The sequence below is a fragment of the Citrobacter sp. wls711 genome, assembly GCF_005281055.1.
Classification (GTDB): Bacteria; Pseudomonadota; Gammaproteobacteria; order Enterobacterales; family Enterobacteriaceae; genus Citrobacter; species Citrobacter gillenii.
Genome location: NZ_SZXC01000007.1, coordinates 254,012 through 276,050 on the forward strand (window position 1 = coordinate 254,012; position 22,039 = coordinate 276,050).

The window sequence follows — 22,039 nt, forward strand, 5'->3', positions numbered from 1 at the left end:
TGCCGGATAGCGGTGTAAACACCTTATCCGGCCTACGGTACACGAGATTTTGTAGGCCGGATAAGCGTTAGCGCCATCCGGCATCACATTACGCAACCGTTATCAGGATACCAGCAACTGGTTCATACGACGGATGAACTGGTTAGGATCTTCCAGCGTGCCGCGTTCTGCGAACAGCGCCTGATCCAGCAGCAGTTCAACCCACTCTTTAAACTGCTCATCATCCTGGGTATCCGCCGTGCGTTTAACCAGCACGTGGTCCGGGTTGAGTTCAAAGATGTATTTCACTTCCGGTACGGCCTGGCCCGCAGCGGCAAACAGCTTCGCCATTTGCGTGCTCATTTCGTCCGCATCGGTGGTTACGATAGCCGGCGTGTCGGTCAGACGGTGCGTCAGGCGCACTTCTTTCACGCGATCGCCCAGCAGGGTTTTCACGCGCTCAACGAACGGGGTCAGCGCTTTTTCAGCTTCTTTTGCCGATTCGTCGACTTCATCCGCCAGTTTGTCGATAGACTCGTCAGCTTTAGCAACGGACTGGAACGGCTTGCCGTCGAACTCGGTCAGGTAGTTCATCATCCACTCGTCGATGCGATCGGACAGCAACAGAACTTCGATGCCTTTCTTACGCAGCAGTTCCAGGTGCGGGCTGCTCTTCGCCGCCGCATAGCTGTCAGCGGTGATGTAGTAAATCTTCTCCTGTCCTTCTTTCATCCGCGACACGTAGTCTTCCAGCGACACGGTCTGTGCAGAAGAGTCGGTGTGCGTGGAGGCAAAGCGCATCAGCCTGGCGATGGTTTCCTGGTTAGCGTGGTCTTCCGCCGGACCTTCTTTCAGGACCAGGCCAAACTGTTTCCAGAAGGTCTGATATTTTTCTGCATCGTCTTTCGCCAATTTTTCCAGCATCTGCAGTACACGTTTGGTCAGCGCGCTGCGCAGGTTACGGGTGACGGTGCTGTCCTGCAGGATCTCACGGGACACGTTCAGCGGCAGATCGTTGGAATCTATCAGACCGCGCACAAAACGCAGGTAGTTCGGCATGAACTGCTCGGCGTCGTCCATGATGAACACGCGCTGGACGTACAGCTTCAGACCGTGCTTGTGATCGCGGTTCCACATATCCCACGGGGCCTGCGACGGGATGTACAGCAGGCTGGTGTACTCCTGCTTACCTTCCACACGGTTGTGGCTCCAGGTCAGCGGGTCGGTGAAGTCATGGGCGATGTGCTTGTAGAATTCGTTGTACTCGTCGTCTTTGATTTCCGACTTGTTACGCGTCCACAGCGCCTGTGCCTTGTTGATTTTCTCCCAGGAAACCACGGTTTCACCGTCTTTCTCTTCCTGTTTTTCAATCTCTACCGGCAGGGCGATATGGTCAGAATATTTGCTGATGATGGAGCGTACACGCCAGTCATCGAGGAACTCATCTTCCCCTTCACGCAGGTGCAGGGTGATTTCGGTGCCGCGATCGTCTTTGGTAATGTCGGCCACGGTGTATTCACCTTCGCCCGCAGACTCCCAGAACACGCCGTTCTCCGGCTTGTCGCCCGCTGCACGGGTGCGCACGGTGACTTTGTCAGCCACGATAAATGCAGAATAGAAACCAACCCCGAACTGGCCGATCAACTGGCTGTCTTTCGCCTGATCGGAACCCATAGATTCGAGGAAAGATTTGGTACCGGATTTAGCAATGGTCCCCAGATGATCGATAACGTCATCGCGGTTCATCCCCACGCCGTTGTCGGCGATGGTCAACGTACGCTTATCTTTATCGAAGGAGACACGCACGCGCAGTTCACCGTCACCTTCATACAGGTCCGGGTTAGACAGCGCACGGAAACGCAGCTTGTCTGCCGCATCGGAGGCGTTAGAGATAAGCTCACGCAGGAAGATTTCTTTATTGGAATACAGAGAATGGATCATCAGGTGCAGAAGCTGTTTTACTTCTGACTGAAAACCACGAGTTTCTTGTCCTTTCATGTAGATCTACCTCAACAATGCCATTTTTAATGGTAAAAACACGTTGAGAGTGAAATGGGGACAGGGAATGATAATTTCAAGCGGAAACCGCCGTCGCGGCTTCCGTTTGTTCAGAATTTAATCTTATGACGCCCGGCAAGAGAGTGCGACAGCGTGGTGCCATCGACCATTTCCAGCTCACCGCCAACCGGTACGCCGTGGGCGATACGGCTGGCTTCAACGTCATATTGCATGCACAGCTCGGCAATGTAGTTGGCGGTAGCCTCGCCTTCGACCGTCGGGTTGGTCGCCAGGATCACTTCATTGATGTGCTCAGACGCCAGTCGCTGCTCCAGACGATCAAGCCCGATATCATCAGGCCCGATGCCATCCAGCGGCGACAGGTGTCCCATCAGCACGAAATAACGGCCGGAAAACTGCCCCGTTTGCTCAATGGCGTAGATGTCCGCAGGACTCTCTACCACGCAAATTTGGCCGTTTTCCCGGCGACGCGGATTCGCACAGATGTTGCATACTTCTTGTTCTGTGAAGGTGCGGCAATCAGCACAGTGGCCGATTTCCGACATCGCCTTCGTTAACGACTGCGCCAGACGCATCCCGCCGCTGCGATCGCGCTGAAGTAGCGCGAACGCCATGCGCTGCGCTGACTTCGGGCCAACGCCCGGTAGGCAGCGCAGTGCTTCCATAAGCTGAGTTAACAGCGGGCTGGTTTGCATCAGAACGGCATCTTAAAGCCAGGCGGCAGCTGCATACCAGAGGAAACGGAGGCCATTTTCTCTTTCTGGGTCTCTTCAATGCGACGAGCCGCATCGTTGAATGCCGCAGCAACCAGATCTTCCAGCATGTCTTTGTCGTCTTCCAACAGGCTTGGGTCGATTTCCACACGACGGCAGTTATGCGCGCCGTTGATGGTCACTTTCACCAGACCCGCACCCGATTCGCCGGTCACTTCCAGCTTGGCCACTTCTTCCTGCATCTGCTGCATTTTTTCTTGCATCTGCTGGGCCTGTTTCATCAGGTTACCCAGACCGCCTTTACCAAACATAGGCTTCTCTCTCAATCACGTTAAGGGATGACAACCATAAAACCATGGAAAATGGCTTACGATCAAATGGGGCGAATACTCTCTTCGTCCAGCTCCGCATCGAAGAAACGACGCAGCGTCTGAATGTTATTATCCGCAATAATTGACTCACGCGCCTGCGCAAGTTTTTCTTCATAAATGGCCTGACGCCACTCCAGCGGCGTGCGCACCGCAGGATTATCATCTTCAACGATGGTCAATTCAACCGCTGAGCCCGTTAAGCTGCTCAATGCTTCAGCAAGTCGTTGCTGCGCACCGCTGGAATTGAGGTGCCGCTGCGTGGAACGCAGGTGCAGGCGAACCTCGTTGCCATTCTCTTCTTTCCAGGCATTGAGCGCCACCTGCTCCACCAGCTTAGGCAATGAAAGCTGACTGACCTGCGCGGCCCACGGGTCGCGTTCAATGGCTTCCGCCGCCAGTTTTGCCGCCAGTTCCGGTGTTTTTTCATGTTCCAGCGCTTTTTTCAGCGCCTTTGGCGTGGCAACAACTTCTTTGACTTCTGCAACCGGATTGGTCGTCTTCCAGCGATAGGCTTCTTTTTTCGCCGGTGCCTTCTCCAGCGTAGAGGCCGCCGGGCGCGCCTGAACGCGTTCCGTCACCGACGCCAGTCTTTCCAGCGCAGCATTATTCACCGGCCGCGCGCGGGATGCGGCTGCCGGTTCACTCTTTTTTGCTTTGGTCGCTCCCTGAGCACGCTGCAGCTGACTACGCGCAGCCAGCACCTGGCTGGTTGCCTCAGACAACGGCACGTCCTGATGCGCAGGCGCAGGTTGTTGCTCCGGGGCCGGTGTCGGTGCCATGACCACGGTAGGAGCCGCGGGTGCAAACGACTGGCGAGGGACTTCGGGTTCCGGTAGCGGGACGCGCGGGTGAAAAGCCAGCGCCCGCAGCAGCGTCATTTCTACGCCCATACGCCTGTCCGGCGCATACGGCAGCTCTTTACGTCCAATTAACAGAGTCTGGTAATACAGCTGAATATCGGTCGGCGGCACGGTTCGCGCCAGTTCGCGCATACGTTGTTCAATGGCGGCCATATCGCTACCGAGCGCGGAAGGCGTGAGCTGAACCATCGCAATCCGGTGCAGCAACGCCAGCATCTCAACCAGCAGCGCTTCCCATTCAATACCACGCGCGGCAGCGTCATTAACCAATGTCATGGCGCGTTCGCCATTCCCGGCAACCACCGCCTCAACCAGAGACAGCGCTTGATCGTCGTCAAGCGTACCGAGCATGGTACTCACCGCCTGAGTTGAGACCTGACCGTCACCGCTGGCAATCGCCTGATCGGTCAGGCTTAGCGCATCGCGCAGGCTCCCGTCCGCCGCGCGCGACAGCAGCTGCAGTGCACGCGGTTCGTGGGCGATGTGTTCCTCATTGAGGATATGCTCAAGCTGATGGCGGATCTGCTCAACGTCCAGCGCTTTAAGATGAAATTGCAGACAGCGCGACAGGATAGTGACCGGCAGCTTCTGCGGATCGGTAGTCGCCAGCAGGAACTTAACGTGCGCTGGCGGCTCTTCGAGCGTTTTCAGTAAGGCGTTAAAACTGTGGCGCGACAGCATGTGCACTTCGTCGATCAGATAGACCTTGAAGCGTCCACGTGCGGGCGCGTACTGGACGTTATCCAGCAGGTCACGGGTATCTTCAACCTTGGTGCGCGACGCGGCGTCAATTTCAATCAGATCGACAAAACGTCCCTGCTCGATTTCACGGCAGTTGTCACACACCCCGCAAGGCGTGGCGGTAATGCCGGTTTCACAGTTGAGTCCCTTCGCCAGCAGACGGGCGATAGAGGTTTTACCGACACCACGGGTGCCGGAAAAAAGATAAGCATGATGAATACGCCCTAACGACAAGCCGTTAGCCAGTGCCGTCAGCACATGTTCCTGGCCGACGACGTCAGCAAAGGTTTGTGGGCGCCATTTTCGGGCTAAGACCTGATAACTCATTGGCAGGCTCTGAAAGGCTGGAGGGTGGATTCACAGGGGAGTAATGCTAACACAACCTCGCAGCGACGGCGAGGTTGACACGTTATATTCGGGCGTTATCGTTGCAGTCAGTTTGGTTTCGGGCAGCGCACAGAAACCGGAGCGTACACGTAGTACGTGAGGATTTTGAGCACTGACCGGAGCCAAAATGGCAAAAAAGATAGCCCGACTTAGTGGCCCGGGAAAGGGACCAGGCTGTAGCAGGTCAGCCCTTGTTTTTCCAGGCGCTGTTCGCCACCCAGATCGAACAAATTGATGATAAACGCCGCATCGGTCACTTCACCACCCAGACGGCGGATCAGCTTCACGGTCGCTTCGATGGTTCCGCCGGTCGCCAGCAGATCGTCTACAACCAGAACTTTGTCGCCCGGTTTGATAGCATCAACATGGATTTCCAGCTGATCGGTGCCGTATTCCAGCTCATAGCTTTCAGCAATTACTTCGCGTGGCAGTTTATGGGGTTTACGCACCGGAACAAACCCGACGCCCAACCCCAGGGCGACTGGTGCGCCAAACAGGAAGCCGCGCGCTTCGGTGCCGACAACTTTCGTGATACCCGTATTTTTGTAACGCTCAACCAGCAGTTCAATGCTGAGTGCGTAAGCTTTCGGGTCTTCCAGCAAGCTGGTGACATCGCGGAAAAGAATGCCCGGTTTTGGGTAGTCGTTGATGCTTTTGATGCTATCTTTGAGAAACTCAAGCTGCTGTGCAGTTGCGGTCATAAGTTTGTGCCTGATTGATACGGTATTACTTCACGGCGCACTATATACTCCATCCTCGACGCGTCTTGAATGATTTTTTGTATATATAAAGAGCAAAGGTTACATCTGTTTAACCTTTGACCGCCTGCGCCTGTGCTCGAAAACGGTCAAATTTACTGGCTGCGGGAGACAATTGCAACAGCGATTATTATGCTTCAGTGCTTTTGTTGCTCTTCATCAATCACCGGGATCCGCCACATAAAAATCAACAAGCAGGCGAGAATAACCAACAGCAGTCCGCGTACCCACATCATCTCAACCAGCCACAGCGAAACGCCAAACGTCAGCAAAATAAACACAATGGCGCGCGGCTTTGCCCCTGACGGCATCGCGCGGTGTTTCTGCCAGTGGCGCAGATAACCGCCGAACCATGAACGGTACAGCAGCCAGTCGTGAAAACGCGGCGATGAGCGGGCAAAGCACCAGGCGGCCAGCAGCATAAACGGTGTGGTGGGCAACAGGGGCAAAACCACACCCAGCGTGCCTAACACTACCGCTATCCAGCCAATGATGATTAGAATAATGCGTCGCATAATATCAATACTTAACACAGAGAATCGCTACTTTAGCATAACGGTTCTCATTTTCATCGGAGTGTTATCGTGAAAACCGCCCTGCTGCTTCAGACGCTCGAAAGCCAGCTCAACAGCCTGCGGCAGCGTTGCGCCCCTCTTGCGCATCACGCAACGCTTAGCGCCCGCTTCGATCGCCAGCTTTTTCGCACCCGCAGCACACGGTTACAGGCCTGCCTGGATGAAGCCGATGCTAACCTGAGCGCGTTACGCCATGCCGTTGAACACCAGCAGCGTCCCCAGGTAGCCTGGCTGGCTGAACATTTAGCGTCTCAACTGGAAGCCATTTCCCGTGAGACCGCCACCTGGTCGCTTAGAGAATGGGACAGCGCGTCGCCAGGGCTTGCCCGCTGGCAGCGCAAACGCGTTCAACATCAGGAATATGAGCGCCGACTGGTCGAGATGACGCGCGAACGTAAGGCTCAACTGGCTCGGGCAACTAATTTTGAGGAGCAGCAGCGCCTGCTACGAGAAGTGGAAGCCTTCGAGGCGCGTCTGGCACGCTGTCGCCATGCGCTGGAAAGAATAGAAAACGTGCTCGCACGTATCACCCGTTAATCGTCGGAGAATGTATGTCACTTGAAAACGCCCCGGACGAGGTCAAACTGGCCGTCGATTTGATTGTCCTGCTTGAAGAAAACCAGCTGCCAGCCCGAACGGTGCTACGCGCGCTGGAGATCGTTATGCGTGATTATGAAAACAAGCTAAAAACTGCGGAAGACGCCTCGCAAACGGATTAATTGCCCTCTGGTCTGCCATTGTCGTCAGTGCCAGAGTCACCAGCACAGTACGACAATCACGGACAGATCATGGAACGACTCCCCACCACACCGCACGACGCGGTCTTTCGGCAAATGTTGATGCAAAAAGAGATTGCCCGAGACTTTTTGCAGATCCATTTGCCAAAAAAGTTTCTCAATATATGCAATATGGATTCACTAACGCTGGAATCCGGAAGTTTTATTGAGGACGATTTACGCACCAGTTATTCAGACATTCTCTACTCTCTGCAAACAAAACACGGCACCAGTTACGTTTACACACTGATCGAACATCAAAGTAAACCCGATAAATTCATGGCCTTTCGCCTGATGCGTTACGCCATTGCCGCCATGCAGCATCACCTTGACGCCGGGCATAAGACGTTACCGCTGGTGGTGCCAATCCTGTTTTACCATGGCATGGAAAGCCCCTGGCCCTTCAGTCTCAACTGGCACCACTTGTTTAGCGAACCAGAACTGGCAAAAATACTTTATAGCCACGAATTTACGCTGGTAGACCTGACCACAATGCCAGATAATCACATCCTGCAGCATCAACGGGTAGCGATGCTGGAACTCCTGCAAAAACATATTCGTCGACGCGATCTGAGCGAATTACTGGACCAACTCGTTACGCTCTTAACACAGAATTATCTGACCGAACCCCAGATCGATGTATTAATTAATTATATGCTGAAGGCAGGTCAAACCACGGAACCCGGCGTTCTTATCCGCCAACTGGCGCGGAGCGCGCCACAGTACAAGGAACAGCTGATGACAATTGCCGAATGGTTGGAAGAAAAAGGCAGAGCGGAAGGACTTGAGAAAGGACTTGAGAAAGGGCTTCAAGAAGGTCGACAGGTCGAAGCGCGCAGCATCGCGCGCAAAATGCTGGCCAGCGGACTGGAACCCAGCCTGATAACAGATATTACTGGCCTGACGCCGGAAGAACTCGTCGCGCTGGCACACTAAATGCCATCAGGGCGGCATCATCGCCGCCCTGTACAAAACTTAACTCAGCGCTAGCGTCGGATCGTCACCTTTGATGTCGCGCTTAACTTCAGTCACAGTATCCCCTTTGGCGTTGTGCAGGTGCACTTCGAGTTGGTTAAAGGCGATATCAATGTTGTTTTCACGGCACAAGCGGTCAACCGCGCGGTTAAGTTCATCAACCGTGTGGCTGCGGTCGCGCAGTTCACGGACATACAGACGCAGTTCGTGATCCAGCGTGCTGGCACCGAAGGCGGTGAAGAACACGGCGGGCTCAGGATCGTGCATCACTTTCGGGTGTTCCATTGCCGCCTGCAGCAGCACTTTCTTCACTTTATCGAGATCTGAACCGTAAGCGACCCCAATGCGGATCACCAGACGCGTGGTGGTATCTGAAAGCGACCAGTTGATCAGTCGCTCGGTCACAAACGCTTTGTTCGGGATGATCACTTCTTTGCGATCAAAGTCGGTAATGGTGGTCGCACGAATACGAATCTTACTGACTGTCCCGGAATAAGTGCCAATCGTGACGGTATCACCGATACGCACCGGGCGTTCGAACAGAATGATCAGACCCGAGACAAAGTTACCGAAGATTTCCTGTAAGCCAAAACCGAGACCGACCGACAGAGCCGCGGCCAGCCACTGCAATTTATCCCACGATACGCCGAGCGACCCGAAGACCGTCATCGCGCCGATAGCAATGATCGCGTAGTTGAGGATTGTGGTGATCGCATACGATGCGCCCTGGCGCATTTTCAGGCGCGACAGCACCAACACTTCCAGCAGACCCGGTAAGTTGCGGATCAGCGCCCAGGCCACCATTGAGGCAATAATCGCAAACAGCAGGCTGCCCATAGTGACATCTTTCACCACCGCGGCACCGGCTTCTGTGCCGTTGTAATGCCAGAGCGTGATACTGTCGAGATAGCTGAACACGGTGATCAGATCGGACCATATAGCCCAGAACAGCACGCCAAACAGGGCCACCATCAGCAGCATGGTAATACGCAGCGTTTGCTGGTTGACCTGCTCCAGCGCAATGGTAGGTTCTTCCTGCGGCTCAGCGCCTTCGGCCCCTTCTTTCACCAGATTCTCACGACGGGCAAGTGCACGACGCCAGGCAATTCGGCGCGCCGCAACGCTCAATCCGCGCAGCACCGTCTGGTACAGCAGGTTCCAGATGATCACCAGATACACGGTCTCAATCCAGCGACCGGATAAACGCAACGTGGTATAGAAATAACCGGTCGCCGTCAGCACCATTAGCGCGATCGGAATAATCGACAATACGGTTATCGTCACCAGGCGCAGACCGTGCGATTCCTTATCACGCCAGCTCTCACGACACATTGGCCATACCAGGAAGGCAATAAGTAGCAAGTTAAAGAAAATAACAATCTGCCCAAGCACATCATCCATCAGATTGAGAGGCGAAAGCTCAGCGACCACCGACCAGAAATTCAGCGGCAGCAGTGCCAGGCTAATACGCACGATCTGGCGACGCCAGTGGCTGGTCTGTTTCGCGGGCATGCCGAAGTGGCGGATCGCCACGCCGTCTTTTTCCAGCACCTTCCAGCACAGGCCAAACACCAACCAGAAGACGGCCATTTTCTTGCTAAATGCCCATAGCAGATCGCTGACGTTCAGTTGCATAGTCAGCAGAATCAAGCCCACGGCAAGGATAATCAGGCATGCCGGCAAGGCGCGAATCAGATCGATCAGTATCGCTTTAGGTGTGTTGAGCTGGCTGTCATTGCGCAAGTTACCCACCGCGGCGGCGAGTTTCGCCTGGTACGCTTTCAGCCACGTCAGGCGCCAGCGGATAAGCCCGGCTACCAGCAGCAGCGGCAAACCGGCCAGGAATGCGATAAACACCGCCGGCCAGGCTTTTTCCCAGTTCACGGTGATTTTCATCGACTTAAACTGGTCTTTGAGCGTTTGCGGGAAGGCTTTAACCCAATCCCAGTCCATTGGGCGGTTGCTGTTAACCCAGAAAATTTGCTGAGTGAGGATGCTCTTGAGGTTCTTCGACACGCTCATTAACTGCTGCTGGTTGATCTGCAGGTTAATGGCCATCATCAGCTGATTTCCCAACTGCTTATTCAGCTGGTCCAGCAGTTCACGGCGCATATCCACAACCTGCAGCAGCGCATCATGAACTTCGCCGTTCACTTCATTGCTGTGCCCTTCTTCCAGTTTGGCAACGAAGGCATCATTCTGGAACAGCGCATCACGCTGCTGGTTGACGTCAAATTGCTCCAGACGCAGATCGGCAGTGCGGTTAGTCATATCAGCAAGCTCGTCTGCCGACGGCAGCGTTTGCTGCTGCTGATACAGAATGCGCGATAGCAGCAGACTGCCCTTCAGCACAGCGATTTGTTCTTTAATATTACGTTCCGATTGCAGCGCACGATCAAGCCAGTTTTTGACTTTAATGTTTTGCTGCATCAGTGAGTTGCCGTTTTCCGTGGCGGAAATCAGGCGCTGGCTAAGCTGATGGTTAATATCCAGTTCCTGTTTTACCAACGGATTGGTCTGGATACGATCCGCTTCATCTGGCGTCACTGCTTCCTGCGCGGTTTTTTCGGTTAACGTCAGACGTTTGCTGTTCACCGCTTCCTGCAGCAACTGGAGCTGATGTTCGAGCCTGTTAGTGTTGGACGTCACGTAATCCCGTTGTTTTTGCAGGGTATCCTGCAAAACCGTATTGCCCTCCAGGCTTTTACGCTGCTGGTCGATTTGCGCATTCAGCAATGCCTGCTGCGCCTGAAGCAGCACCTGCTGGCTGGGGCGTAATGCCGCCTCGCCAACGCTGGTTCCATCCAGGCGATTGCGGATTTGCTGCATTTGCTGCGAGGCGGTGTACATCGCGTTTTGCACGCGCTCAGGCTGCGTCTGCAACGAGACCAGTTGACTGTTATAAGCAGCCAGATCGTTTTGCGCGCTTTGCAGGTCATCCAGCACCTGGGCGACGCGCGACTCGAGTTGTCGCAGAGAGAGCGCGCTCAGTGTTTTTCGCGTTTCATCGTCATTATCGACATCGCTGAGCGAATTTAACGCCGCCGTCGCCTCGCGCATTTTTTCCGGCGCCTGGGCCACTTTCTGGCGTAGTTGAACGGTCTCGTCCTTCACGCGTTCAATTTTATCAAGCGTGGCGAGGGTATCGATGAGATCCTGCTGAACCAATTTATCCTGCGCAGAAAGGTCTTTTTGTTTATTCAGCGTGTCTAGCTGGCTCTGAATATCCGCTTTCGTCGGCAGTTCGCCATTCTGTTGCGCTCGCGCAAATGCTGATGACTGGCAAGACAGCAATAGAATGAAGAAAATAATGGTAATAGCAATGAGATGCTGTGAACGTTTATAAAGCTGCAACATAGTCATGAGGATGAATGTTTCTAACCAGAAAAGTGACCGAAAATAGTCAAGCGGCTAGAATATCACGGCTGTGATAGACAAAATAGCGGGGGTGAAAATGTCCAGGAAAATTCCTGGAGTGAAACCCACTGCTCAGCAGGTCTCAGGCACGCGAAGCGTTGGGCACAGCAGACACATTTCCAGCAGCACCGCGACATATTCACGCGCGTCTTTTTTCAGATCAAAAGACTCTGGTGCAAATAACCAGTTTTCTAAAATACCGGAAAGATAGCTACGCAGTAACACCGCCACGCGACGCGTGTTCAGGTTCTCCGGCAACATTTTAGCGTTCATACAGTTGCGAAGGGTTTGCTCGATGCGATCATAGTTTTCAAGACACAGGCTGCGTTGTGCCAACTGAACAGAGGCTATTTCCCCGACAAACTCGCATTTGTGGAATATAATCTCCATCAGCAAACGCCGGCGTTCTTCTGTCACGGTAGCTTCAAGAACGTAAACTAAAATTTCTCTTAATACTGATAGTGGATCGTCAGGGAATTTTGCCTGATACTCAGACTCTAGTTCATCAATATTGGGTTTTGCCAGCTCCCAGATTTCACTGAATAAATCCGACTTGTTTTTGAAATGCCAATAGATTGCACCACGCGTGACGCCAGCGGCTTTTGCGATCTCTGCAAGCGAGGTGGAAGAGACCCCTTGTTGCGAGAACAAACGCAGCGCAACATCGAGAATGTGTTGACGCGTTTCCTGCGCTTGTTGTTTGGTTTTTCGTGCCATATGTTAGTGAATTTACAGGCGTTAGATTTACATACATTTGTGAATGTATGTACCATAGCACGACGATAATATAAACGCAGCAATGGGTTTATGGGCTTTAAGCCATTGATCAATTTGAAATCGGACACTCGAGGTTTACATATGAACAAAAACAGAGGGTTAACGCCTCTGGCAGTCGTTCTGATGCTCTCAGGCAGCTTAGCGCTAACAGGATGTGACGACAAACAGGCCCAACAAGGGGGCCAGCAGATGCCAGAGGTTGGAGTTGTGACGCTCAAAGCTGAACCTCTACAGATAACAACTGAACTCCCGGGTCGCACCAGTGCTTTCCGCATTGCAGAAGTTCGCCCTCAGGTTAGCGGCATCATCCTGAAGCGTAATTTCACAGAAGGCGGTGACATTGAAGCGGGTGTGTCTCTCTATCAGATTGATCCTGCTACTTACCAGGCCGCATATGAAAGTGCAAAAGGCGATCTGGCTAAAGCGCAGGCGGCGGCTAATATCGCTCAGTTGACGGTGAATCGTTATCAGAAACTGTTGGGTACCAAGTACATCAGTCAACAGGAATACGATACCGCCAAGGCCGATGCGCAACAGGCAAATGCTGCCGTTATTGCCGCGAAAGCCGCAGTAGAAACGGCGCGTATTAACCTGGCGTATACCAAAGTCACGTCGCCAATTAGCGGCCGTATTGGTAAGTCTGCCGTTACGGAAGGTGCTCTGGTGCAAAACGGTCAGGCGACCGCGCTGGCAACCGTACAGCAGTTGGATCCGATCTATGTCGACGTCACACAATCAAGCAACGATTTCCTGCGACTGAAACAAGAGCTGGCGAACGGCAAACTGAAGCAAGAGAACGGTAAAGCGAAAGTGGAACTGGTGACCAGCGACGGCATTAAATTCCCGCAGTCCGGTACGCTGGAGTTTTCTGACGTGACGGTTGATCAGACCACCGGTTCTATCACACTGCGCGCCATCTTCCCTAACCCGGATCACACCTTACTGCCGGGTATGTTCGTCCGTGCTCGTCTGGAAGAAGGGATCAACCCAACGGCAATACTGGTTCCGCAGCAAGGCGTAACCCGTACACCGCGCGGTGAAGCCAGCGCGTTAGTTATCGGTGCAGATGACAAAGTGGAAACCCGCCAGATTGTGGCAGCACAAGCAATTGGCGATAAATGGTTGGTCACAGAAGGACTTAAGCCAGGCGACCGCGTGATTGTCACGGGGCTGCAAAAAGTACGTCCAGGCGCGCAGGTAAAAGCGCAGGAAGTCACCGCGGATAACAACCAGCAAGCCGCAAGCGGTAGCCAGCCTGAACAGTCCAAGTCTTAACTTAAACAGGAGCCGTTAAGACATGCCTAATTTCTTTATCGATCGCCCCATATTTGCGTGGGTGATCGCCATTATCATCATGTTGGCAGGGGGGCTCGCGATCCTCAAATTGCCGGTAGCGCAATATCCAACTATTGCACCGCCTGCAGTGACGATCTCCGCGACTTACCCTGGCGCTGATGCGAAAACAGTACAGGATACTGTTACGCAGGTTATCGAACAGAATATGAACGGTATCGATAACCTGATGTACATGTCCTCCAACAGTGACTCCACGGGTACCGTGCAGATCACCCTTACCTTCCAGTCAGGTACGGATGCGGATATCGCACAGGTGCAGGTACAGAACAAACTGCAGCTGGCGATGCCGTTACTGCCTCAGGAAGTTCAACAACAAGGGGTTAGCGTAGAGAAGTCTTCAAGTAGCTTCCTGATGGTTGTCGGTGTTATCAACACCAACGGCACCATGACCCAGGAAGATATTTCAGACTACGTGGGCGCTAACATGAAGGACGCCATCAGCCGTACTTCAGGTGTGGGTGACGTTCAGCTGTTCGGTTCCCAGTACGCAATGCGTATCTGGATGGATCCGAACAAACTGAACAACTTCCAGCTGACGCCGGTTGATGTGATCAACGCCATTAAAGCGCAGAACGCCCAGGTTGCAGCCGGTCAGTTAGGTGGTACGCCACCGGTGAAAGGCCAGCAGCTTAACGCGTCAATCATCGCGCAAACCCGTCTGACCTCTGCCGATGAATTCAGCAAAATTCTGCTGAAAGTGAATCAGGACGGTTCTCAGGTTCGTCTGCGTGACGTGGCGAAAGTGGAGTTGGGTGGCGAAAACTACGACATCATTGCGAAGTTTAACGGCAAACCGGCTTCCGGTCTGGGTATCAAACTGGCGACAGGTGCTAACGCCCTGGATACCGCTAGCGCCATCCGCGCTGAACTGGCGAAGATGGAGCCGTTCTTCCCATCCGGCCTGAAAATTGTTTACCCGTATGACACCACGCCGTTCGTGAAAATCTCAATTCACGAAGTGGTGAAAACGCTGGTGGAAGCAATCATCCTCGTGTTCCTGGTTATGTATCTGTTCCTGCAGAACTTCCGCGCGACGCTGATTCCGACCATTGCCGTACCGGTGGTTTTGCTGGGTACCTTTGCAGTGCTGGCCATTTTCGGCTTCTCGATAAACACCCTGACGATGTTCGGGATGGTGCTCGCCATCGGCCTGTTGGTGGATGACGCCATCGTGGTGGTCGAGAACGTTGAGCGCGTTATGGCGGAGGAAGGTCTGCCGCCGAAAGAAGCGACGCGTAAATCAATGGGCCAGATTCAGGGCGCACTGGTGGGCATCGCGATGGTGCTGTCAGCGGTATTTATCCCGATGGCCTTCTTCGGCGGATCTACCGGGGCAATCTACCGTCAGTTCTCCATCACCATTGTTTCTGCAATGGCGTTGTCAGTACTGGTGGCGTTGATTCTGACGCCGGCTCTTTGTGCCACCATGCTCAAACCGATCGCTAAGGGCGATCACGGAGAAGGCAAAAAAGGCTTCTTCGGCTGGTTTAACCGCATGTTCGATAAGAGCACCAACCACTATACCGACAGCGTTGGCGGCATTCTGCGCAGTACGGGTCGTTATCTGGCGCTGTATCTGATCATTGTCGTCGGTATGGCTTATCTGTTCGTTCGCCTGCCAAGCTCCTTCTTGCCGGATGAAGACCAGGGGGTATTCCTGTCCATGGCTCAGCTACCTGCAGGTGCTACGCAAGAGCGTACCCAGAAGGTGCTGGACGAAATGACGGATTACTATCTGACCAAAGAAAAAAATAACGTTGAATCGGTATTTGCCGTTAACGGCTTCGGTTTTGCGGGACGCGGTCAGAACACCGGTATTGCCTTCGTGTCGTTAAAAGACTGGAGCGAACGTCCGGGTGATGAGAACAAGGTCGAGGCAATCACCGCTCGCGCGATGGGGGCGTTCTCGAAGATTAAAGATGCGATGGTCTTCGCCTTTAACCTACCCGCGATTGTCGAACTGGGTACCGCAACTGGTTTTGACTTCCAGTTGATTGACCAGGGTGGTTTGGGCCATGACAAACTAACACAGGCGCGTAACCAGCTGTTTGGTGAAGTGGCCAAGCATCCGGATCTGTTGGTCGGTGTTCGTCCTAATGGCCTGGAAGATACGCCGCAGTTCAAGATCGATATCGATCAGGAAAAAGCGCAGGCGCTGGGCGTTTCCATTAGTGATATTAATACAACGCTGGGTGCAGCATGGGGCGGAAGCTACGTGAACGACTTCATCGACCGCGGTCGTGTGAAGAAAGTTTACGTCATGTCTGAAGCGGAATACCGTATGTTGCCGGAAGATATTGGAAACTGGTACGTTCGCGGTAGCGATGGACAAATGGTACCGTTCTCCGCCTTCTCTACCTCACGTTGGGAATATGGTTCACCGCGACTGGAACGCTATAACGGTCTGCCTTCCATGGAAATCTTAGGCCAGGCCGCACCGGGTAAAAGTACCGGTGAAGCCATGGCAATGATGGAGCAACTGGCAAGCAAACTGCCGTCCGGTATCGGCTATGACTGGACCGGGATGTCCTATCAGGAACGACTGTCTGGCAACCAGGCTCCGGCCCTGTATGCCATTTCACTGATCGTCGTCTTCCTGTGTCTGGCAGCACTGTACGAGAGCTGGTCAATTCCGTTCTCCGTTATGCTGGTGGTTCCGCTGGGGGTTATCGGTGCGTTGCTGGCCGCGACGTTCCGCGGATTAACTAACGACGTTTACTTCCAGGTAGGTCTGCTCACAACCATTGGGTTGTCGGCGAAGAACGCGATATTGATCGTCGAATTCGCCAAAGACTTGATGGATAAAGAGGGTAAAGGGTTGATCGAGGCGACGCTGGATGCCGTTCGTATGCGTTTACGTCCGATCCTGATGACCTCGCTGGCCTTTATTCTTGGCGTTATGCCGTTGGTTATCAGCTCCGGCGCAGGGAGTGGCGCGCAGAACGCCGTTGGTACTGGCGTAATGGGCGGGATGGTTACAGCAACCGTACTGGCTATCTTCTTCGTTCCGGTGTTCTTTGTGGTGGTTCGCCGCCGCTTTAGCCGCAAGAATGAAGATGTTGAACACAGCCACCCGGTTGATCACCATTGATTCATCGCTAATGAAAAGGCCGCGCAAGCGGCCTTTTTTCTGGAAAAATCATAAAAATCACTTATTGTGATTACGTTTATTTTCTGCCGAGTGAATAAGCGATATAATCCCCGTAGATTTAGAGGCTATTCTTAAGAATTCTTGAGGTTTCTTATTTTACCTAAATAGATATTAAGATTATTCCTAACCTTCAACCTACATTGTTAGAGGTTACCTTTGATTGCTAAAGCTAACTCCGTTAACCTGATGATTGCCCGAACAATAAAGAAGTTGTTCCATTCCGAATACCTTCATTTTTCAGGTAAAATGTAAAAACGGTGCCACATCATAATTTTACGCAATTGTAATTTTTCATGATATGACGATGAAATCTTTTTTAGAGTAGATTATAGTTAAATCATCAGGCGTCATGGGCAAGTTTCAGGTAGTTTGTTGTATCCACCCCGAAGGTGTTCGGTTAGTTTAAACCACTAAGAAGGGGATGCGCTATGGACGAGTACTCACCCAAACGGCATGATATCGCGCAGCTTAAATTTCTCTGCGAAACCTTGTATCATGACTGTCTTGCAAACCTTGAACAAAGCAACCATGGCTGGGTTAATGACCCGACTTCAGCAACCAGCCTGCAGCTCAACGAACTGATAGAGCATATTGCAACCTTCGCACTTAATTATAAAATTAAGTACAATGAGGACAATAAGCTGATTGCGCAGATTGATGAATACCTGGATGACACTTTTATGTTGTTCAGCAATTATGGTATTAATACGCAGGATTTGCAGAAATGGCGAAAGTCCGGAAGTCGACTGTTTCGCTGTTTTGTCAACGCCACCAGGGCTAATCCTGTTAGTTTGTCTTGTTAAAAAATATTACAATCATAGGTAAGAGTTATGTCTGATAAACCATTAACTAAAACAGATTATTTGATGCGCCTGCGACGCTGCCAGACAATTGACACGCTTGAGCGTGTTATTGAGAAAAATAAATATGAATTGTCCGACAATGAACTGGCTGTATTTTACTCAGCAGCAGATCATCGCCTTGCTGAATTGACGATGAATAAGCTGTACGACAAGATTCCAACTTCCGTTTGGAAATTTATTCGCTAATTGTTCACGAGGTTAAGTCAGGTATCGCGTTAGATTTGTTTGTCTGGCTGACCACCTCCTCATATTTGCAATAGTTATTTAATTCAAATCAGGTGACTGCGGTCACAACGAGACAAAGGGAACGTTTCCTCTGAGCGCCTCATCAAAACGCTATACGTTCAAATGTAACTGTTATGCTAAATTGTGGTTAATCTGTTACTTTTTTCAGGCACTATCCCCTCTTAAAATGGGTCGATCCCACCTGAATATTGAAGACATCACGAAGGCAAGAGATGACAGAAATACAGCGCCTGCTCACCGAAACAATTGACGACTTAAATGTGCGCGAAAAGCGCGATAACAGACCGCGCTTTAGCATCAGCTTCATTCGCAAGTATCCGGGACTGTTTATTGGCATGTATGTCGCCTGGTTCGCCACGCTGGCGGTTATGCTGCAATCAGAAACGCTGGTCGATTCGGTGTGGCTGCTGGTGGTATTGTTTGTCATCCTCAATGGTTTTTTCTTTTTTGACGTCGCGCCGCGTTACCGTTTCGAAGACATCGACGTGCTGGACTTCAGAGTCTGCTATAACGGCGAATGGTATAACACCCGTTTTGTTCCGCCAGCGCTTATCGAGACCATTCTGCATTCACCGCGGGTGGATGGTGAACGTAAAGCCCAATTGCAAAAAATGATGGCGCGGAAAGGCGAGCTCTCTTTCTACGACGTCTTCACGCTAACTCGCGCAGAAGCTGCCGGTCAGTAGCTTGCCTAACAGCCAATAAAAAAGTGCGTACCCGCAGGCACGCACTGGTTTCCCTGAAATGTTGGCAAAATGTCTAACGTCTTTTCTTCCTGCCCTGCACCGCTTTAAATCGCGGATTCGTTTTGCAGATAACATACAAACGCCCTTTGCGTTTGACTATCTGACAGTCAGGATGGCGCTGTTTGGCACTTCGAAGTGAATTAAGAACCTGCATGTTAACCTCGCTTAGTGCCAATAAAATGGCCAAAACGTTTCTGGAAGCGCGCCGCACTGCCTTCGTTGTCGAACGTCTTCTGCTTCCCGGTGTAGTACGGGTGTGATTTAGACGAAATATCAAGGGTCACGTAGGGATACGTTTTCCCCTCAAACTCAATCTCACGTTCCGTTTTGATGGTCGAACCGACCTTAAAGTACTCATTGGCACTGGTGTCGTGGAATACCACAGTACGATAAAAAGGATGGATATCCGGTTTCATTGCAACCTCTAATTGTTACATTATAACATAACAACAAAGTACACTACTCTCGTCCCTGGCTCAACCTCATTTACACAGTGGGTAATTAATCTGGAAATACCCCTCTTAAATCTATTAGGTCATTCGAATAGATTTTTCACTTTCGGATATACTTTCCCTACGCTGTGTAAATAAGGATATCACTGTGACAACACGACATTTGATCGGCCTGGTGACCGGAATACTGATTCTGTCCATCCTTGCGCCAGTGGGTTTGAGTCTGTGGCTGGCGTATCGTCAGGTTGAAACTAAATTTATGGACGAGCTTGATTCTTACACCAGCCGGGTTGCTTTGCGCACAGAAAGGGTCGGCGAGCAGGCGAAAAAAGCATTACGCCAGATTGAGACCTTCAAGGGAGAACCTTGCGGAACGGAACATTTACTGGAAATGCGTCGTTTGTCATACAGCTATCGTTACATTCAGGAAGTGGTGTACCTTAAGGACAACGTCCCGCAATGCTCTTCCCTCGAGAATAAAAGCCGTGCTGTCGCCTTCCCTGCGGCGATGAAAGTCACCGAGGATGGCTACCGTGCCTGGTTAACCACGGAGAACGACTTAGGTATCCAGCGTTTTATGGCTGCATTAGGCAGCGAAAACTATGTGGTGATGGTCGATCCCGCCACGTTCATTGACGTTGTTCCGTTTGGTTCGTGGCCGATTGATGTCGCCATTATTGGCGCCGATAAAAGCAGGATTGTCACCAGTAGCGGAACGCTACCCGAAGATATTTTGCAAAATTTTCAACAAGATAATGCCACTACGCATTTGCAAAAAGAGGGCGTTATTTACAACGCTCGTCCCTTCCCTGCATTAGGTATTACCGTCGTCAGTTGGGCATCTACGCTGCCGCTAAAAAAAATATGGCACCGACAGGCGCTTATCTGGCTCCCGGCGGGAATTCTTATCGGTCTGCTGACCGCCGCCTTTGTTCTGCGTATGTTACGTCGTTTGCAGTCTCCCCATCATCAGTTGCAGGAGGCTATCCAGCGCCGTGAAATTAAGGTGTACTATCAGCCGATCATTTCTCTTCGTACCGGGAAAGTGGTAGGTGCCGAAGCGCTGGCCCGTTGGCCGCAGCCCGATGGCAGTTTTCTCTCACCAGAGATTTTCGTCGCGCTGGCACAGCAGACCGGCCTGACAACCCCTCTCACTCGCCTGATTATCGAAAGCGTGTTTGACGATCTGGGCAAATGGCTTCATCACCATCCGGAGCAGCATATCTCCATCAATCTTGAAGCCGATAATCTGACATCAGAAACGCTGCCAGGTCTGCTCAGCCGGAAGGTGAATCACTATCAGATAAACCCGTCGCAAATTGCACTCGAACTCACAGAACGCGCCTTTGCCGATCCGAAAACCAGCGCTCCGTTCATCGCCAAGTACCGCCAGGCCGGCCATTCGATTTACATTGATGATTTTGGCACCGGTTATTCCAGTCTCAGTTACTTGCAGGATCTGGATGTCGATATTCTGAAGATCGACAAATCGTTCGTGGATGCGTTGGGATACAACAACGTGACGCCGCATATTATCGAGATCGCAAAAACGCTGAAGCTGGAAATGGTGGCAGAAGGTATTGAGACGAAAAATCAGGAAGAGTGGCTACGACAGCATGGCGTGCAGTACGGCCAAGGCTGGCTATACAGTAAGGCATTGCCAAAGGCAGAGTTTATCCTGTGGGCGGAGACACGACTGTAGCCGACATGCGAAAAGATTGAGATGGCTGGCGGCACGCCGCACAGCCAGTCACGTCAGTCATCCATAATGGGCGAGAATCCACCGTAGATCATGCGCTTGCCATCAAAGGGCATCGATTCGCCAAATTCCTTCATTCGGGGATCGGACATCATCTTCTGATTCGCCGCGTCACGGACTTCTTTTGAAGGATACTCAATCCAGCTGAATACCACTTCTTCATGATCCTGCGCTTTTACCGCCATGTGAAAATCGGTCAATTTGCCGTCAGGGACATCGTCTGCCCAGCATTCCACCACGCGCAATGCACCGAACTCCTTGAAAAGCGGAGCCGCTTTTGCCGCCATCGCGATATACGCCTCCTTGTTTTCAGCGGGTACGGCAACCACAAAACCATCAACATACTTCATGAGAAAAGCCTCCGAAGTTTACTGCGCGGCAAGCCAATTCTGGCCGCGTCAGTCGAGATTAAGTTTAGTCGTCAGCCCGCGATCATGCCGTAGGTTCATTCCGAACCCGAACACGTGACTGCGGCTGATGCCGAAACCACGGCAGACAAAGCTGAATGAGCGGACCAATCGCCAGTGCATACAGCACCGTACCAACGCCCAGGGTTCCCCCGAGTAGCCAACCAATAAGCAACACCGACACTTCGATGGCCGTTCGAATTCGCCTCACCGGCCAACCAGTACGCGCGTGAATGCCGGTCATCAGACCATCACGTGGGCCAGCACCGAACCCCGCACCGATATACAGACTGGTCGCTAAGGCGTTCAGTATCACCGCAGATACCAACAGACCGCTGCAGGCAAACAGGGATTCAAATCCCGGGATTACCATCAGCGCCACATCAGCCGCCAGCCCAATCATAATGACATTACTCAATGTGCCAAACCCCGGACGCTGGCGTAGTGGGATCCATGCCAACAGGACCAATACGCCCACGACAATAATCACCAAGCCGATGTTCATCGACAACAGATTTGCCACACCCAGATGAAAAACGTTCCAGGGATCAGCGCCTAAATCCGCACGCACAAACATCGCCGTCGACACGCCGTAAAGCGTCAGCCCGATAAACAATTGCAGTAAACGACGCAACATGCTTTTCTCCTCTCCCCGCGCAGACAGTCTTCATCTTCAACGCAATTGGCACTATGATTAATGACCAGTTTCCA

At 52.2% G+C, this 22,039-nt stretch carries 21 protein-coding genes and 1 other annotated feature; of the genes, 9 read left to right on the top strand and 12 right to left on the bottom strand.

The genetic code is table 11. The features are described 5' to 3' along the window. Positions 1-102 precede the first annotated feature (102 nt). The 6 genes from htpG to FDW98_RS03165 all read right to left on the bottom strand — a co-directional run bounded on the left by htpG (position 103) and on the right by FDW98_RS03165 (position 6,343). Complete coding sequence (gene htpG, locus FDW98_RS03140) at positions 103-1,977, bottom strand: molecular chaperone HtpG (RefSeq protein WP_096758028.1); 1,875 nt, start codon at positions 1,975-1,977, stop codon at positions 103-105. A 110-nt stretch (positions 1,978-2,087) separates the two neighbouring features. Continuing rightward, positions 2,088-2,693, bottom strand: coding sequence for a recombination mediator RecR (gene recR, locus FDW98_RS03145; RefSeq protein ID WP_096758029.1), 606 nt, complete (start codon positions 2,691-2,693; stop codon positions 2,088-2,090). Beyond that, complete coding sequence (locus FDW98_RS03150; protein ID WP_046276079.1) at positions 2,693-3,022, bottom strand: YbaB/EbfC family nucleoid-associated protein; 330 nt, start codon at positions 3,020-3,022, stop codon at positions 2,693-2,695. Before FDW98_RS03150 ends, recR begins: the two co-directional genes overlap by 1 nt. A 62-nt stretch (positions 3,023-3,084) precedes the next feature. Next, positions 3,085-5,010: a DNA polymerase III subunit gamma/tau gene (gene dnaX / locus FDW98_RS03155; RefSeq protein ID WP_096758030.1), complete on the bottom strand. Its 1,926-nt coding sequence runs from the start codon at positions 5,008-5,010 to the stop codon at positions 3,085-3,087. Further along, positions 3,688-3,752, bottom strand: a sequence feature (DnaX frameshifting element). It overlaps the preceding gene by 65 nt. A 209-nt stretch (positions 5,011-5,219) precedes the next feature. Further along, the gene (apt, locus tag FDW98_RS03160; RefSeq protein ID WP_096758032.1) at positions 5,220-5,771 is read right to left on the bottom strand and encodes an adenine phosphoribosyltransferase; all 552 of its coding nucleotides are present in this window, start codon (positions 5,769-5,771) and stop codon (positions 5,220-5,222) included. 194 nt (positions 5,772-5,965) lie between these two features. Then, positions 5,966-6,343 (bottom strand): DUF454 family protein, encoded by a 378-nt coding sequence (locus FDW98_RS03165; protein WP_096759456.1) that lies wholly within the window; start codon positions 6,341-6,343, stop codon positions 5,966-5,968. A 69-nt stretch (positions 6,344-6,412) separates the two neighbouring features. Here FDW98_RS03165 and priC point away from each other — a divergent pair, with 69 nt between their 5' ends. From priC to FDW98_RS03180, 3 genes are all read left to right on the top strand, one after another. Further along, complete coding sequence (priC, locus tag FDW98_RS03170; RefSeq protein WP_096758033.1) at positions 6,413-6,940, top strand: primosomal replication protein N''; 528 nt, start codon at positions 6,413-6,415, stop codon at positions 6,938-6,940. Between the two features lie 14 nt (positions 6,941-6,954). Next, positions 6,955-7,122, top strand: a complete 168-nt coding sequence (gene rsmS, locus FDW98_RS03175; protein ID WP_096758034.1) for a pleiotropic regulatory protein RsmS — start codon at positions 6,955-6,957, stop codon at positions 7,120-7,122. A 69-nt stretch (positions 7,123-7,191) separates the two neighbouring features. After that, complete coding sequence (locus FDW98_RS03180) at positions 7,192-8,115, top strand: Rpn family recombination-promoting nuclease/putative transposase (protein WP_096758035.1); 924 nt, start codon at positions 7,192-7,194, stop codon at positions 8,113-8,115. Positions 8,116-8,154: 39 nt separating this feature from the next. On the opposite strand, the gene mscK is transcribed toward FDW98_RS03180, so the two are convergent. Beyond that, the gene (gene mscK / locus FDW98_RS03185; RefSeq protein ID WP_096758036.1) at positions 8,155-11,517 is read right to left on the bottom strand and encodes a mechanosensitive channel MscK; all 3,363 of its coding nucleotides are present in this window, start codon (positions 11,515-11,517) and stop codon (positions 8,155-8,157) included. Between the two features lie 126 nt (positions 11,518-11,643). Next, positions 11,644-12,288 carry a multidrug efflux transporter transcriptional repressor AcrR gene (acrR, locus tag FDW98_RS03190; protein WP_096758037.1) on the bottom strand — a complete coding sequence of 215 codons (645 nt, stop codon included), beginning with the start codon at positions 12,286-12,288 and terminating at the stop codon, positions 11,644-11,646. A gap of 141 nt (positions 12,289-12,429) precedes the next feature. On the opposite strand from acrR, the gene acrA reads away from it, so the two are divergent. The 5 genes from acrA (at position 12,430) to FDW98_RS03215 (ending at position 18,650) form a co-directional block, all read left to right on the top strand. Continuing rightward, a complete protein-coding gene (gene acrA, locus FDW98_RS03195; protein ID WP_096758038.1) occupies positions 12,430-13,623 on the top strand; it encodes a multidrug efflux RND transporter periplasmic adaptor subunit AcrA in 1,194 nt (397 codons plus the stop codon). Positions 13,624-13,645: 22 nt separating this feature from the next. Next, a complete protein-coding gene (gene acrB, locus FDW98_RS03200; protein WP_096758039.1) occupies positions 13,646-16,795 on the top strand; it encodes an efflux RND transporter permease AcrB in 3,150 nt (1,049 codons plus the stop codon). 488 nt (positions 16,796-17,283) lie between these two features. Next, positions 17,284-17,658: an Hha toxicity modulator TomB gene (gene tomB, locus FDW98_RS03205; protein WP_096758040.1), complete on the top strand. Its 375-nt coding sequence runs from the start codon at positions 17,284-17,286 to the stop codon at positions 17,656-17,658. Between the two features lie 27 nt (positions 17,659-17,685). Continuing rightward, positions 17,686-17,904 carry an HHA domain-containing protein gene (locus FDW98_RS03210; protein ID WP_002892050.1) on the top strand — a complete coding sequence of 73 codons (219 nt, stop codon included), beginning with the start codon at positions 17,686-17,688 and terminating at the stop codon, positions 17,902-17,904. Positions 17,905-18,176: 272 nt separating this feature from the next. After that, the gene (locus FDW98_RS03215) at positions 18,177-18,650 is read left to right on the top strand and encodes a YlaC family protein (RefSeq protein ID WP_096758041.1); all 474 of its coding nucleotides are present in this window, start codon (positions 18,177-18,179) and stop codon (positions 18,648-18,650) included. 73 nt (positions 18,651-18,723) lie between these two features. On the opposite strand, the gene ykgO is transcribed toward FDW98_RS03215, so the two are convergent. Then, positions 18,724-18,864, bottom strand: coding sequence for a type B 50S ribosomal protein L36 (gene ykgO, locus FDW98_RS03220; RefSeq protein WP_005125190.1), 141 nt, complete (start codon positions 18,862-18,864; stop codon positions 18,724-18,726). A gap of 1 nt (position 18,865) precedes the next feature. Next, complete coding sequence (locus FDW98_RS03225) at positions 18,866-19,126, bottom strand: type B 50S ribosomal protein L31 (protein WP_096758042.1); 261 nt, start codon at positions 19,124-19,126, stop codon at positions 18,866-18,868. Between the two features lie 184 nt (positions 19,127-19,310). Between FDW98_RS03225 and FDW98_RS03230 the strand changes: the two genes are divergently transcribed. After that, positions 19,311-20,864, top strand: coding sequence for an EAL domain-containing protein (locus FDW98_RS03230; protein ID WP_096758043.1), 1,554 nt, complete (start codon positions 19,311-19,313; stop codon positions 20,862-20,864). 53 nt (positions 20,865-20,917) lie between these two features. On the opposite strand, the gene FDW98_RS03235 is transcribed toward FDW98_RS03230, so the two are convergent. Both FDW98_RS03235 and FDW98_RS03240 read right to left on the bottom strand, forming a co-directional pair. Continuing rightward, complete coding sequence (locus tag FDW98_RS03235; RefSeq protein ID WP_096758044.1) at positions 20,918-21,271, bottom strand: DUF1428 domain-containing protein; 354 nt, start codon at positions 21,269-21,271, stop codon at positions 20,918-20,920. 82 nt (positions 21,272-21,353) lie between these two features. Beyond that, the gene (locus tag FDW98_RS03240) at positions 21,354-21,965 is read right to left on the bottom strand and encodes a YitT family protein (RefSeq protein ID WP_096758045.1); all 612 of its coding nucleotides are present in this window, start codon (positions 21,963-21,965) and stop codon (positions 21,354-21,356) included. Between the last annotated feature and the right edge of the window lie 74 nt (positions 21,966-22,039).

Coding starts and splice junctions, on each gene's coding strand:
- htpG (WP_096758028.1), bottom strand. CDS start 1,977: ATGAAAGGACAAGAAACTCGTGGTTTTCAGTCAGAAGTAAAACAGCTT.
- recR (WP_096758029.1), bottom strand. CDS start 2,693: ATGCAAACCAGCCCGCTGTTAACTCAGCTTATGGAAGCACTGCGCTGC.
- FDW98_RS03150 (WP_046276079.1), bottom strand. CDS start 3,022: ATGTTTGGTAAAGGCGGTCTGGGTAACCTGATGAAACAGGCCCAGCAG.
- dnaX (WP_096758030.1), bottom strand. CDS start 5,010: ATGAGTTATCAGGTCTTAGCCCGAAAATGGCGCCCACAAACCTTTGCT.
- apt (WP_096758032.1), bottom strand. CDS start 5,771: ATGACCGCAACTGCACAGCAGCTTGAGTTTCTCAAAGATAGCATCAAA.
- FDW98_RS03165 (WP_096759456.1), bottom strand. CDS start 6,343: ATGCGACGCATTATTCTAATCATCATTGGCTGGATAGCGGTAGTGTTA.
- rsmS (WP_096758034.1), top strand. CDS start 6,955: ATGTCACTTGAAAACGCCCCGGACGAGGTCAAACTGGCCGTCGATTTG.
- FDW98_RS03180 (WP_096758035.1), top strand. CDS start 7,192: ATGGAACGACTCCCCACCACACCGCACGACGCGGTCTTTCGGCAAATG.
- mscK (WP_096758036.1), bottom strand. CDS start 11,517: ATGACTATGTTGCAGCTTTATAAACGTTCACAGCATCTCATTGCTATT.
- acrR (WP_096758037.1), bottom strand. CDS start 12,288: ATGGCACGAAAAACCAAACAACAAGCGCAGGAAACGCGTCAACACATT.
- acrA (WP_096758038.1), top strand. CDS start 12,430: ATGAACAAAAACAGAGGGTTAACGCCTCTGGCAGTCGTTCTGATGCTC.
- acrB (WP_096758039.1), top strand. CDS start 13,646: ATGCCTAATTTCTTTATCGATCGCCCCATATTTGCGTGGGTGATCGCC.
- tomB (WP_096758040.1), top strand. CDS start 17,284: ATGGACGAGTACTCACCCAAACGGCATGATATCGCGCAGCTTAAATTT.
- FDW98_RS03210 (WP_002892050.1), top strand. CDS start 17,686: ATGTCTGATAAACCATTAACTAAAACAGATTATTTGATGCGCCTGCGA.
- FDW98_RS03215 (WP_096758041.1), top strand. CDS start 18,177: ATGACAGAAATACAGCGCCTGCTCACCGAAACAATTGACGACTTAAAT.
- ykgO (WP_005125190.1), bottom strand. CDS start 18,864: ATGCAGGTTCTTAATTCACTTCGAAGTGCCAAACAGCGCCATCCTGAC.
- FDW98_RS03225 (WP_096758042.1), bottom strand. CDS start 19,126: ATGAAACCGGATATCCATCCTTTTTATCGTACTGTGGTATTCCACGAC.
- FDW98_RS03235 (WP_096758044.1), bottom strand. CDS start 21,271: ATGAAGTATGTTGATGGTTTTGTGGTTGCCGTACCCGCTGAAAACAAG.
- FDW98_RS03240 (WP_096758045.1), bottom strand. CDS start 21,965: ATGTTGCGTCGTTTACTGCAATTGTTTATCGGGCTGACGCTTTACGGC.